Annotated in this window: 12 protein-coding genes; 4 read left to right on the plus strand and 8 right to left on the minus strand. The window is 33.3% G+C overall.

Annotation, left to right across the window (positions count from 1 at the left end):
- Window positions 1-9: 9 nt before the first annotated feature.
- The 3 genes from J7E44_RS20765 to hutH form a co-directional block, all read right to left on the minus strand.
- Entirely contained in the window at window positions 10-456 is a 447-nt protein-coding gene (locus J7E44_RS20765) for a GNAT family N-acetyltransferase (RefSeq protein WP_214833173.1), read from the minus strand.
- Window positions 457-562: 106 nt separating this feature from the next.
- Entirely contained in the window at window positions 563-1,021 is a 459-nt protein-coding gene (locus tag J7E44_RS20770; RefSeq protein ID WP_214833175.1) for a DUF2059 domain-containing protein, read from the minus strand.
- 8 nt (window positions 1,022-1,029) lie between these two features.
- Complete coding sequence (gene hutH, locus J7E44_RS20775; protein ID WP_214833177.1) at window positions 1,030-2,517, minus strand: histidine ammonia-lyase; 1,488 nt, start codon at window positions 2,515-2,517, stop codon at window positions 1,030-1,032.
- A 123-nt stretch (window positions 2,518-2,640) separates the two neighbouring features.
- Here hutH and J7E44_RS20780 point away from each other — a divergent pair, with 123 nt between their 5' ends.
- Both J7E44_RS20780 and uvrC read left to right on the plus strand, forming a co-directional pair.
- A complete protein-coding gene (locus J7E44_RS20780) occupies window positions 2,641-3,405 on the plus strand; it encodes a hypothetical protein (RefSeq protein ID WP_214833178.1) in 765 nt (254 codons plus the stop codon).
- Window positions 3,406-3,496: 91 nt separating this feature from the next.
- Window positions 3,497-5,287: an excinuclease ABC subunit UvrC gene (gene uvrC / locus J7E44_RS20785; RefSeq protein ID WP_214833180.1), complete on the plus strand. Its 1,791-nt coding sequence runs from the start codon at window positions 3,497-3,499 to the stop codon at window positions 5,285-5,287.
- A gap of 56 nt (window positions 5,288-5,343) precedes the next feature.
- Here uvrC and J7E44_RS20790 read toward each other — a convergent pair whose 3' ends face one another.
- Window positions 5,344-6,162: an anti-sigma factor gene (locus J7E44_RS20790; protein WP_214833182.1), complete on the minus strand. Its 819-nt coding sequence runs from the start codon at window positions 6,160-6,162 to the stop codon at window positions 5,344-5,346.
- Window position 6,163: 1 nt separating this feature from the next.
- Window positions 6,164-6,673, minus strand: coding sequence for an RNA polymerase sigma factor (locus tag J7E44_RS20795; RefSeq protein WP_251040635.1), 510 nt, complete (start codon window positions 6,671-6,673; stop codon window positions 6,164-6,166).
- Between the two features lie 385 nt (window positions 6,674-7,058).
- Between J7E44_RS20795 and J7E44_RS20800 the strand changes: the two genes are divergently transcribed.
- Window positions 7,059-7,628, plus strand: a complete 570-nt coding sequence (locus J7E44_RS20800) for a fasciclin domain-containing protein (protein ID WP_214833183.1) — start codon at window positions 7,059-7,061, stop codon at window positions 7,626-7,628.
- An 83-nt stretch (window positions 7,629-7,711) separates the two neighbouring features.
- Here J7E44_RS20800 and J7E44_RS20805 read toward each other — a convergent pair whose 3' ends face one another.
- Genes J7E44_RS20805 through J7E44_RS20815 form a run of 3 tightly spaced genes read right to left on the minus strand, consistent with a single transcriptional unit; the run spans window position 7,712 to window position 10,453 of the window.
- Window positions 7,712-8,467, minus strand: a complete 756-nt coding sequence (locus J7E44_RS20805; RefSeq protein ID WP_214833185.1) for a hypothetical protein — start codon at window positions 8,465-8,467, stop codon at window positions 7,712-7,714.
- Window positions 8,468-8,478: 11 nt separating this feature from the next.
- A complete protein-coding gene (locus tag J7E44_RS20810; protein ID WP_214833187.1) occupies window positions 8,479-9,561 on the minus strand; it encodes a putative type IX sorting system protein PorV2 in 1,083 nt (360 codons plus the stop codon).
- A gap of 13 nt (window positions 9,562-9,574) precedes the next feature.
- A complete protein-coding gene (locus J7E44_RS20815) occupies window positions 9,575-10,453 on the minus strand; it encodes a DMT family transporter (RefSeq protein WP_214833189.1) in 879 nt (292 codons plus the stop codon).
- 438 nt (window positions 10,454-10,891) lie between these two features.
- On the opposite strand from J7E44_RS20815, the gene J7E44_RS20820 reads away from it, so the two are divergent.
- Window positions 10,892-12,520: an acyl-CoA carboxylase subunit beta gene (locus J7E44_RS20820; RefSeq protein ID WP_214833191.1), complete on the plus strand. Its 1,629-nt coding sequence runs from the start codon at window positions 10,892-10,894 to the stop codon at window positions 12,518-12,520.
- Window positions 12,521-12,851: the final 331 nt, after the last annotated feature.

Consider the following 12,851-nt stretch of genomic DNA (forward strand, 5'->3'; position numbering starts at 1 on the left):
AAACTTAAGTTATACCAGTTTTTCAAAACAAACACTGTTCTCAACTCCTATATATTGTCCATAATTAGCTGTTTTTTTATAGCCTCTTTTCTCATACAAAGCAATGGCCTCAGGTTGTTTAATTCCTGTTTCCAAAATACATCTTTCATAGCCGCATTCTCTGGCCCAGACTTCAAGTTCATTTAGCGTCATTGAGGCTAAACCTTTACCTCTATACTGAGGGTTGGTATACATTCTTTTAATTTCCACTGTACCATCAGAAAAAGGTTTGAAAGCACCACAGGCAACAGCTATATCATCGATAGATACTACAATACAGTTTTTTAGCATATCTATCCCATTGAACTGATGGTAAAATGCGTGATCATCACCATCACGAATAGCCAGATCAGCATCAAGGAGTTGTACAAGATTCTGAAAGTCGGTATTAGAGGAGTCTACTCTTTTTATTATCATTATTTTTTTTGACAAATATAAGGGATAGGGGATTTAAAGATTGAATGTTATTTAAAAATTGAAAGATTTACAAAATAAAAAGCTTCCTGATGGGAAGCTTTTTTATTTATTTTGAAGAAGGCATTGGAGGAGGTGGTGACTGTAAATATCCCATTTTCTCTAAATCATCATTAATTGTTTGATTAATTTTCATTGCCCAATTACGAGTAACATCTTGGATTTCAGCTATCATAGTTGGTGCATTTTGAATAACTTTTTTTCCTACATCTGATTTATAAAAAATGAGTAATTGATCAATTTCTTTTTCATTAAATTTATTCCCATACATATCAACCACTTTATCCACAAGTTCATCAATATTAATCTTCTCTTCGATAGGTTTCCAAGCTAAATCTGGAACATGGCTATACCTTTTCTTATATTCTGAAATAAAATCCTTTTTTACTTCTTTTGAGATGGTAAAAGTTCCATTTAAAGAAATTAGCTCTTTTATTTTATCTTGTTTTGTTTGAGCAAAAGTACTTATTCCCAAAAATAAAGCACTTACAACAACTATCTTCTTCATTCTCGTTATTAATTCACAATAAACTTTCTATCATTAATTAATTCTGCGATAGCCAGCATATCCTTTCCTATTAATCTGTCATCCTCAAGCTTTGCTACTTTAGTACGAAGAATAGCAAAATTCTCTTCGATAATCTTTGAGCACTTAGCAGGTCTTCTGAATTCCAGTCCCTGGGCTGCAAACATCAATTCCACAGATAAAATATTCACCAAATTCCCTAAAACCTGGTTGAATTTTCTTCCTGAGATACTTCCCATAGAAACGTGATCTTCCTGTCCTAAACTTGTAGGAATAGAATCTGCAGAAGCCGGGAAACATAAGGTTTTATTTTCTGTAACCAATGCTGCTGAAGTATATTGAGGAATCATGAATCCAGAATTCAAACCTGAGCTTTCCGTTAATAGTCTTGGAAGTCCATATTTTCCTTCCAGGAGTAAATAACTTCTTCTGTCAGAAATATTTCCTAATTCAGCTGCTGCCAATGTTGCATAATCTAATGGCATAGCCATTAGCTGTCCGTGGAAATTCCCTCCTGAAATAGATTCTTCAGCACTTAATATAATTGGATTATCTGTTACGGAATTCAATTCTGTTTCAGCCATCTGTTTCAGATGCTCATAAGCATTTCTGCTAGCTCCGTGTACCTGAGGAACACATCGCATTGAATAAGGATCCTGTACTCTTTCGCAGTCTTCATGTGCTTTCATATTCTCAGAATTCTTAAGGAATTTCAGCATTCTTGCTGCCACTTTTTTACTTCCTTCAAATGGCCTGATATCATGAAGTTCCTTTTTAAATGGACTCTCAGAACCTCTGTAAGCTTCGAGACTCATTGCAGCAGTCATATCTGCCAGATCTAATAAATATTCAAATTTCTCTAATCCTTTAATAGCGTGAGCCAGGATAAATTGAGTTCCATTAATTAATCCTAATCCTTCTTTTGGTCCTAATGTCAAAGGTTCCAGATTATGTTTTTCTAAAATTTCAGCCGTTTCATAAATATTTTCGCCTTCCCAAACCTGTCCTAAACCTAATAAAGGAAGTACTAAATGAGCTAATGGAGCTAAATCTCCTGAAGCCCCTACAGACCCTTGCTCAGGAACTACAGGAATGATATCTTTTTCAAGCATTAGAATAAGTCTCTCAATAACCTCCATAGAAACTCCTGAATATCCCTTTGACAATGCATGAACTTTAGCGATCATCATGATCTTAGAAAAATCTTTGTGAATTGGCTTTCCAACTCCTACGGCATGAGAGATAATTAAATTGTATTGTAACTGCGCTGTTTCATCGGCAGAAATTTTAGTATCACAAAGAGGACCAAAACCGGTATTTATACCATAAACACATCGATCCGATGCCACAATTTCCTGAACATTCTTTTGAGATTTTAAAATCTGCTCTTTTGCTGCTTTATTAAGTTTAGCTTTATTTGGTTTTTTACAGATTTCCAATACATCATGGAAACTGAAAATATCTACTCCGTATATCATTTCTAAAAATTTCTTTAAAATTACACATTTAGCAATAATTGTAAAAACTAAATATGACCATAATTTATTTTAACAATAAGTGGTTTAAATTGTTATTTTTACGCCGATAAAAAACAATAATCTATGAAATTTAAAACTCTACTGCTTGCATTGTGCTTTGTAAGTACAGCTTCTTTTGCACAAGACAAGGTAAAATACTCAAAAGAAGAGATCAAGAAAATGGAAACTTATCTCTTCAATGAAGGATTCAACCTTCCATCCCCTAAAAAAACATCTACCATTGTTTTAAAAGACGGAAGCTCTCACAAAGGTTTTTGTGGAAAAATTGAAGCAAAAAAAGGACAGATCTACGAAGTTTCAATCAAAGACAGTATTTCTAAAAAAAATGAAACTTTTAATGCTGATCAGATTAGTGAAATGTATTTGTATCCAAGTAATGCAGAAAAAATAGCTAAGGTTGCAAAGTACATGGGAAACATCAGAAACTTTGGAACTAAAAAACTGACCAAAAATACAACAGGTGAGCGTATACATTTTGTTAATCAAACTGTTTCATTAAAAAACAAAAAAGACGAAAAAGAATTCTTAATGCAATTGATCAATCCTGATTTCAGTGAAATAATTTCCGTTTATCATGATCCAAGAGCTAAAGAAACAGGTGGATTTTCAATCGGAGGCTCTCCTCAACTTGGTGGTGGCGTTATCAAATCTTACTATGTAAAAAAGGGAGATAAAATCATGTGGCTTCATAAAGATGATTTCGAAGATAATTATGACTTCTTATTTGGGGACAATCCTGAATTCATGAAAAAATATCCAAAAAAAACTACTGAATGGGATTATTTCAGCTTTTTAGTGAATGCATACACTGAAATGAGCAACGGATAAAATTTAATTTTAACATATATGATAAAACTGCAGAAAATTCTGCAGTTTTTTTGTTCTTTTAAATACCGGATGGATTCCGTAATTTTGTTATATGAATCCTTCTTTAGAATTACAGCTCAAAACTTTACCATCTGAACCTGGTGTTTATCGTTACTACGATAAAAACGATCATCTATTGTATGTTGGGAAGGCAAAAAACTTAAAGAAAAGGGTTCTATCCTACTTCAATAAAAACCTACCGGGTTATAGGATTAAAATAATGGTTGGAAAGATCCAACGATTAGAAACTACTATTGTAAATAGTGAATATGATGCTCTTTTATTAGAAAATAACCTGATTAAAGAACACAGACCTTTTTACAATGTAATGCTCAAGGATGATAAAACATATCCTTGGATTTGTATTAAAAATGAAGCTTTTCCTAGAATTTTTCTGACAAGAAATATTATTAAAGATGGTTCAGAATATTATGGGCCGTACGCAAAGGTTCGTCCGGCAAAAATATTACTGGATACGATAAAGCATATTTATAAGCTGAGAACTTGTAATTTAAATCTGGCACAGAATAAAATTGAAGATGGCAAATATAAAGTTTGTCTTGAATACCATATTAAAAACTGTGAAGGGCCTTGTGAAGGGCTGGAAAGTAGAGCGGAATATGATGAAAAGATCGATTCCATCCGGGGAATAGTAAAAGGAGATTTCCGAAAAGCCAAAGATTATCTGATTAACCAGATGATGAAACATGCTTCTAATTTACAATTTGAAGATGCTCAAATTATTAAAGAAAGACTGGATATCCTGGAAGATTATCAGGCTAAAAATACAGTGGTAAATCCAAATATTGATGATGTAGATGTTTTTGGAATGACCAGTGATGAAACCGCAGCATATGTCAATTTCTTCAAAATCAGAAATGGAAATATCATTCAGAGTTTCACTACGGAAATTAAAAAGATCCTTGAAGAAACTGATGAGGATATTATGGAAGAGGCTTTGATCGAGATTCGTCAGAAATTCGGCTCCGATTCCAAAGAAGTACTGCTCCCTTTCCATTTATCTGTAGAAATTCCTAATGTAAAGTTGATCGTTCCCAAAGTGGGTGATAAAAAACGTATCGTAGAACTTTCTGAAAAGAATGCAAAAGAGTATCGCTTAGAGAAATTAAAACAGGTGCAGATCGTAGATCCTGAAAGACATACCAACAGAATTATGGCTGAGATGCAGAAACTGCTAAGAATGCCTGTGGAGCCAAGACATATTGAAGGTTTTGACAATTCCAATATTCAAGGAACCAATCCCGTTTCTGCTTGTGTTGTTTTTAAAGATGGAAAGCCAAGTAAAGCAGATTATAGGATTTTTCATCCAAAGACCGTAGAAGGAGCTAACGATTTTGCAACTATGGAAGAAGTTATTTACCGCCGTTATAAAAGAATGTTGGATGAGGCCGAACCACTTCCTCAACTTATTCTTATCGATGGAGGAAAAGGGCAACTATCTTCAGCTATAAAAAGTTTAAAATTATTAGGACTGTATGGAAAAATTACTATTGTTGGAATTGCTAAAAGGTTGGAAGAAATTTTCTTTCCTGAAGATTCCATTCCATTGTATCTTGATAAAAAATCTGAAACACTTAAGATCTTACAACGGGTTCGTGATGAAGCCCACCGTTTTGGTGTAAAGCATCACAGGACAAGAAGAAAAAACTCTACGATAAAATCTGAGTTAGAAGAGATTCCAGGCGTTGGTGAAAAAACAATAGAATTATTATTATCAAAATTAAAATCCGTTAAAAGAATTAAAGAATCTAATTTGGAAACTTTAGAAGAAATACTGGGTAAAAGTAAGGCTAAAGTTATCTGGGAATATTTCAATGATTAAATAAATAAAAAAACGCTCTTCCGAGCGTTTTTTTATTTAGATGGTAAATCATATTTTTATACACCTCCCATTACATACATATTTTCCATTGTAGGCACCTCACTTCCGCCTTCTTTTTCAAGAGTTATGGCAAAAGCCTGGGCTTTAGATATGTTGGCAAGAGCAATTTTACTGTCTTTTTCTTTTGTATACATTCCTGCATTTACCGGCTTTCCATCCGCTATGGCCCAAAGCTGATACTGCATTCCTGCCGGAGCTTTCGGCAAGTCTTCAGCATTTAGATAGACCTCTTTGGTATTCTTGTTCCAAAAAACCATAGCTTTGGAATCTGCATGTTTCTCCACTCCTTTTAACTTGACCATTTGCATATCGGGGCTGGACATCATATTCCATTTTTCATTCATCTTTTGCAAAGCCAGATCTTTAGACTGTTTTTCAGTTTCTAATTTCGCTATATCTGCCTTGTTTTTGGATTGATTATTCATCCAAAATAGATTCCCTGCTATACTTACTAAAAATAACACCGAAGCCGCAATAGCATATGTCTTCCAAGTATTATTTTTCTGAACCACAATTTCTTTTGTCTCCTTTTCAGAATGTACATTGGATTCATTTTGTAAAACTACCGGTTTTATTTCGTCAATAGTTTGCTCCTTTTGAATCTTAGCCCAAATCTTAGACTTTAATTCTACAGGTGGAGCTACAGCCTGTGCTGTCGCAAGATCTTCCAATGTTTTTTGTGCTTCCTCAAAAGCCGCCTTTACTTCAGCATTATTTTTCATCACACACTCCAAAATACCTGCCTCCTCTGGAGAAGCAAGACCTAGAATATAAGATTCTATGATTCCGGATGATATGTATTCCTTAGTGTTCAATTTATTGATAATCTTTTAACAAATCCTTTAATTTTATTAATGCATTTCGCATTTTCGTTTTTACCGTACCCAAAGGTATTTTCAATTTATCAGATATTTCATTCTGTGTATATCCCTGATAATAAGCCAGATCTATAAGTTCCTGCTTATCAGATTCCAAACTTTCAAGTACATTATTAAAACCAATGAAATCAGATGCGTCATTCGTGGTAGAAAGTTCTGCACTGTTATATACGAAATCCGGAATTGATTGGTTTTTTAGTTCGTTTTGAAAACTTTTTGATTTTAAATAATCGATCGCTGTGTTTCTGGCAATATTAATCATCCAGGTATAGAATCTCCCTTTACTGATATCATATTGATGAATGGAATTCCAGATTTTTACGAAAACGTCCTGAATAATTTCTTCAGTATATTCTTTTGATTGTACAATTCGGAGTACTACACCATAGAGCGCACCAGAATAGTGGTCATACAAGTAATGAAAACCAGCTTCGTTTTTTTCTTTCAATAAAACGACAAGTTCGTCCTCCGAATAGATTGTTTTAATAGCGAATATTTTTCATTCCAAATGTAACAAAATAAAACATATAACAAGTAAAAACCAAAAGTTCTTTTATTTCGTATATGATTTTAAGTAAAAAAAGTAAGAATATGGAAAATACCTTTTTAAAGACAATTTCTTTATTCTTTTTAATACTGACTTGCAGAAAATATGTTATTCAACCAAAAACTAAAAAATTAAACCCATAGTACCCTGGTGTATCCATTACATATTTAAACAGAGCTTAAAAATTTAAAAACAAAATCTTTTTAAATCTGAAATGACATTAATGTCGTAAATGATGATAAGAATAAGATAAGAATCAAATATTATTTAATTAAAAAATCAAAAAATGAACACAAGATCAAAAATCGCCGTATTCGGAATGGTCACTTTATCATTCGTATTAAGTGGGAAGGTAACAGCACAAACAATGAAAGAAAAAACAGTAATGGTAGGTGGGGCTGCTATGTATCCCTCAAAAAATATCATTGAAAATGCTGTAAACTCTAAAGATCATAAAACATTAGTAGCTGCAGTGAAAGCCGCTGGATTGGTAGAAACTTTACAAGGAAGTGGACCTTTTACTGTCCTGGCTCCTACTGATGCTGCATTTGCTAAACTTCCAAAAGGAACGGTAGAAAATCTGGTGAAGCCTGAGAATAAAGAAATGCTCACTAAGATTTTAACCTATCATGTACTCGCTGGAAAGTACAGTGCTAAAGAAATTTGGGCCGCTGTAAAAGCTGGAAATGGGAAAAGTATGATGAAGACTGTAGAAGGTGAAGATGTCACATTCTGGACGAAAGGTAAAGATCTTTATATTAAAGATGCAAAGGGTAACAGTGCAAAAGTTACTATCGCAGACGTCAATCAATCCAATGGAGTAATTCATGTCATAGACACTGTTTTAATGCCATAGTTTTTAATTTTTAAATGGTTTAATAAAAATCCCTTGTCTGTTTAGACAAGGGATTCTTTTATATCCTAATCGATAATAATATCTTATTTACCTAAAAATATATCTTTAGAATATCCACCATTTGCAGCAGGAACTTCTATTACAATATTTCCATTTTCATAATAACCAATCGTAGTATCTCCATTTTCAAACTTCACTCTGAAAACATCTCTTTTTGTTGTTTCCTTAAAAGTAGCATAAGGAATAGAGCTATCAGGTCTTACAAGAATAAACTGACTGTTGTCGATCTGTACTTTCTGTAGATTTAATTTACCATTACTATATTTGCTAGCAGTACTTCCAGAAGAAGTAGAGGAAGCAACAACTTCAGTTGTTGGAGTCTCTTTAACCTGTTCAATACTTTTAGTTTCAGTCTGAACGGCCATTACAGTAGGGTAAGAAACAGGCAATGCCACAAAGGTTTGCTTTAATGCATCCTGAAATCCTTCTTTATAATCTTTAATGTTTGAAGCTCCTTTGCTCGCCAATACAATTTTATCATGACAGTCTTTAAACTGTAAAACAACCTTATTTCTTAAAAAACCACTGTCGTCCACAACATCTGCATTTAGAACATTACAAGAATTATCTCTTGCTTCTGCAGGCCACTGATCTTTATTTCCCTGAAGAACAACATATTTCTTGCTTTTAAGCGATTTCGATAGTACCATATCTAACTCAAAATTTTCTTTAAAAGTTGTAAACTTCTCCGGAATAGAAATATATTTATAGTCTGATACTTTTTGTCCGAAAGTTAACATTGAACAAACGGTCAATATAAATAGTGATGCTTTTTTCATTTTTTTAATTTTTAATCATTTCTAAATGTTCCCATATCTAACTTTAGGGAAAAGAAATTAGAATAGAAGTTAGATCCTCCAATTCCCGAGTTTGTAATCGCATAATCTAAAGTAAGTCCCCTGTATCTAATACCTAAACCAGCACTCGGTTGAAAAGAAACTTTTCTTTTTAAATCTTCAATATCCGTAATAGACTGGAAACGATTTACCCCTAGTCTTACAAAGATCATTTTCTGATAACCTAGTTCAGCTCCGGCATAAGGTGTAATACTTGCAAAATCTGTTGAAACCAGAGCCGCAGTTTTAGCAAAATCTACATTTATTCCAGCTTCCGGTAAAACGTATATGCTGCTGTTAATTTCAAATATCTTACTAGCTCCTACATTAAGCTTGGGCATCGTAAGTTCCATCTTATCTTTGGGTGCCGGGTTAAATTCCTCACCATTAACAACTGTAGATAATTCTTTTTGATTAATACTCCAGAAGTTAACTGTTGTTGTAGCATCGCGAAGCATCCCGCCAAACTTCCAGCCATTATCTGCCTTATAAATGGCTCCAACATCGAAACCAAATCCGTATCCGCTGGCAAATTTCCCAACATTTCTATATACTATTTTCGCATTTACTCCTACATCTAATTTTGTATTTCCCGCTGGATGAAAAGCATAAGAAAGTATTGCAGCATAATCAGATTGTGAGAATTTCGTGATTTTATCATAATCAATATTACCTTCAGCATCGATCATTTGAGTTGTATTCAAGATATTATCAACACCAAGTCTAACAACTGAAACTCCAAAAACTCCTTCTTCCAATACTTTTGCATAAGCCAGATAATCATATTTAGCAATGGATTCGAAATATTCAGCATGCATTGCAGCACCCTGCCAGTCTCTTTCGATTGACATTAAACCTGCGGGATTCCACATTGGAGAGTAGACATCATCCTGGTTTGAAATCACAGCACCTCCCATAGCCAGTCCTCTTGCTCCTGCTCCAATATTTAGAAATTCATTGGAATATTTCCTGATAATTTGGGATTGAGACATCCCGAATAACAGTGAAAATAAAAATAATAGATATTTTTTCATCATATAAATTTGATGCTTAATTAGTTTTTTTTTGTTTTCTGGCTTTTATCAATCCATTGGCTATAATTGCCAATATCATAACAAATGATGCTATATAAAATATAGGGCTCATATGTTCTGATTCGCCAAAGATAAAAAAAGCTAGTATAATTCCGTAAACTGGTTCTAAATTAACTGTTAAAATTAGTGTAAACGGAGAAATATACTTCATTAAATTAACCGATTCCAACATTGGAAAAGCCGTAAAAACACTTGCTAACAAGCATATTAACGCAATATCCCTATAGTTTATTTCATCCATTTGAAAAATTTGTCCCGAAAACAAATAAAATATCAACAAAACTGCCCAACCACAGAAAATTTCATAAAAAATGATATTTCCTGAACTTGTTTTTCCAAACATTTTACCATTAAAGACTGAAAAGACAGTCCCGAAAATTGCACATAATACCCCGTAGAGAATTCCCTCTTTATATTGAAACTCTGTTTTAAAAATTAAAAGAATACAAGCCACTATGACTATTCCCATGATAACTTCTGAAACATCGATCTTTCGTTTAAAGATAATAGGTTCTAATATCGAAGCAAAAAGAGTTGATAACGATAAACAGCTTAAAGCTATAGAAACATTCGAGACTTTAATGGAATAGAAGAAACAAAACCAATGGATAGCCATTGCAGTTCCTATGGCCGCCAATTGAAAAAATATTTTCCTTGAAACCTTTATACTTTCCTTTTTATAGATTCTTATATAGGCGTATAGGCAAATGGCTGCAAATAGCATTCTGTAAAATACAAGAACTTGTGCATTGGCATGAATTAATTTTCCCAAGATTGCAGTGAACCCCCATAAAAATATAATTAAATGCAATCTGAAAAGTGCTAATTTATGCATAACCTATCTTTTGAATTTTTAAGATGCAAATTTACGAATAGGTTTTACAATTCTTTGATAAATAAAAATAGATTTGAAGAAAAAGCAATTAAATTTTATTCGACTTTTTCAGAATTTTATAAGTACTTAATTTCAATAAATTGACAGACTTGGAAAACGAAATAAAATGAATAAAAAAACCCCGAAAATTTATTCAACTTTCGGGGCTTTCAAATAATAAACTATTAAAAAAATAAACTAGGAACAGAGTATTTTGCGAAGGGAATAATACCCCTCAATACTCTTACGTAAAGTTAGCAAAAATATCAATTAATCAAAAATAATTTTCTGTTAAATATTTCACAATTTTCTGTAAACCAACCTATTAAACACTTGTTTTACCAAAAATAATATTCTCTTTAAAAATAGTATCTTTAGGCGTAAAAAATTAAAAATTTTATGGACATCGAATTCAACAAACGAGAAGATCAAAATAGATTAAAATTATCCGAAATAAATCGTTTACTTGCTGAAATAAAAAAAGGAGGTGGAGAGAAAAAGCTTCAAAAGTTACGTGACGAAGGAAAAATGACTGCAAGAGAAAGAATTGAATATCTCCTTGATAAGAATTCAGATTCCATAGAAGTAGGAGCTTTCGCTGGTTATGAAATGTATACCGAGCATGGTGGATGTCCTTCTGGTGGAGTTGTTGTAGTTATAGGTTATGTTTCTGGAAGACAATGTCTTATTGTCGCTAACGACGCTTCAGTAAAAGCTGGTGCCTGGTTTCCAATTACTGGAAAGAAAAATCTCAGAGCTCAGGAAATTGCAATGGAAAACAAACTTCCTATTATTTATCTGGTAGATTCTGCTGGTGTTTATTTACCTATGCAGGACGAAATATTTCCTGATAAAGAACACTTTGGAAGAATTTTTAGGAATAATGCTAAAATGAGCTCCATGGGAATCATTCAGATTTCTGCAGTAATGGGCAGTTGTGTTGCTGGTGGTGCTTACCTGCCTATCATGAGTGATGAAGCCATGATTGTTGATAAAACAGGTTCAATTTTCTTAGCTGGCAGTTATCTTGTAAAAGCTGCTATTGGTGAAAGTATAGATAATGAAACTCTTGGAGGAGCTACTACACACTGTTCTATTTCGGGTGTTACTGATTATAAAGCTAAAGATGATAAAGACGCTTTAGATAGAATAAAAAATATAATGAAATCTATCGGAAGTACTGAAAAAGCAGGTTTTGATAGGATTGAAAGTTTCCCTCCAAAAGAAAATCCAGAGAACATTTTTGGTATTATGCCATCTTCCAGAACTGAACAATATGACACATTAGATATCATAAAATGTATGGTTGATAATTCTGAGTACGAAGAATATAAACCTGATTATGGAAAAACCATTATTTGCGCAACTGCGCGGGTAGATGGCTGGTCTGTAGGAATTGTTGCTAACCAGAGAAAATTGGTAAAAAGTGGCAAAGGAGAAATGCAATTTGGAGGAGTTATTTATTCTGATTCAGCGGATAAAGCGACAAGATTTATTGCGAATTGTAATCAAAGAAAGATTCCTTTGATCTTCTTACAGGATGTAACAGGATTCATGGTAGGCTCAAAATCTGAACATGGGGGAATTATTAAAGATGGGGCCAAAATGGTAAATGCAGTTGCAAATTCTGTAGTACCAAAATTTACAATCATTACAGGAAACTCTTATGGCGCAGGAAACTACGCAATGTGTGGTAAAGCATATGACCCAAGATTAATTGTGGCATGGCCATGGGCAGATCTTGCCGTAATGGGAGGATCCCAGGCTGCTAAAGTTCTGGCTCAGATCCAGGAATCTACATTGAAAAAACAAGGTAAAGAAATTACTGAAGAAGAGCATAATGAAATTTTAGATACTATTTCTAAAAGGTATCAAAAACAAACAGAATCTACCTATGCTGCTGCCAGATTATGGACAGATGCTATTATTAATCCTATTGATACAAGAAAATGGATCTCCATGGGTATTGAAGCAGCTAATCATTCTCCTATTACAGAAAAATTCAACTTAGGAGTAATACAGGTTTGATAAAAATAAAATATTATAAAAAATGCCTTACTTTAGAAGTAAGGCATTTTTTATTCCCTCCTTTTATGTCAGCAAAAACTCCCCATACCTTTTGATAGGTTGAGTTGTCAATCAAAATTAAGAAGAATAAACCAGTTTTAAAAAGTACTGATTATTGAAAGAATGGAAGGTTAATAGTTGAAAATTGAGGGTTGAAAGTTTACCAGCAGAGTTTTAAGTTTTGGCTAAAGCCGAGTGGACTTTGATTTATATGGAAGGTGGGCTTTAGCCCACCTCTATTGATCAAGTTATTATTTAAAAAGAGAAGCAAAAGTAAGTAAGTAAGTAAGTA

It is taken from the genome of Chryseobacterium sp. ISL-6 (assembly GCF_018613715.1).
GTDB classification, from domain to species: domain Bacteria; phylum Bacteroidota; class Bacteroidia; order Flavobacteriales; family Weeksellaceae; genus Chryseobacterium; species Chryseobacterium paludis.

Bases quoted from the DNA above. Each gene is read 5' to 3' on its own strand.
- J7E44_RS20765 (WP_214833173.1), bottom strand. From the start codon at position 456: ATGATAATAAAAAGAGTAGACTCCTCTAATACCGACTTTCAGAATCTT.
- J7E44_RS20770 (WP_214833175.1), bottom strand. From the start codon at position 1,021: ATGAAGAAGATAGTTGTTGTAAGTGCTTTATTTTTGGGAATAAGTACT.
- hutH (WP_214833177.1), bottom strand. From the start codon at position 2,517: ATGATATACGGAGTAGATATTTTCAGTTTCCATGATGTATTGGAAATC.
- J7E44_RS20780 (WP_214833178.1), top strand. From the start codon at position 2,641: ATGAAATTTAAAACTCTACTGCTTGCATTGTGCTTTGTAAGTACAGCT.
- uvrC (WP_214833180.1), top strand. From the start codon at position 3,497: ATGAATCCTTCTTTAGAATTACAGCTCAAAACTTTACCATCTGAACCT.
- J7E44_RS20800 (WP_214833183.1), top strand. From the start codon at position 7,059: ATGAACACAAGATCAAAAATCGCCGTATTCGGAATGGTCACTTTATCA.
- J7E44_RS20805 (WP_214833185.1), bottom strand. From the start codon at position 8,467: ATGAAAAAAGCATCACTATTTATATTGACCGTTTGTTCAATGTTAACT.
- J7E44_RS20810 (WP_214833187.1), bottom strand. From the start codon at position 9,561: ATGATGAAAAAATATCTATTATTTTTATTTTCACTGTTATTCGGGATG.
- J7E44_RS20815 (WP_214833189.1), bottom strand. From the start codon at position 10,453: ATGCATAAATTAGCACTTTTCAGATTGCATTTAATTATATTTTTATGG.
- J7E44_RS20820 (WP_214833191.1), top strand. From the start codon at position 10,892: ATGGACATCGAATTCAACAAACGAGAAGATCAAAATAGATTAAAATTA.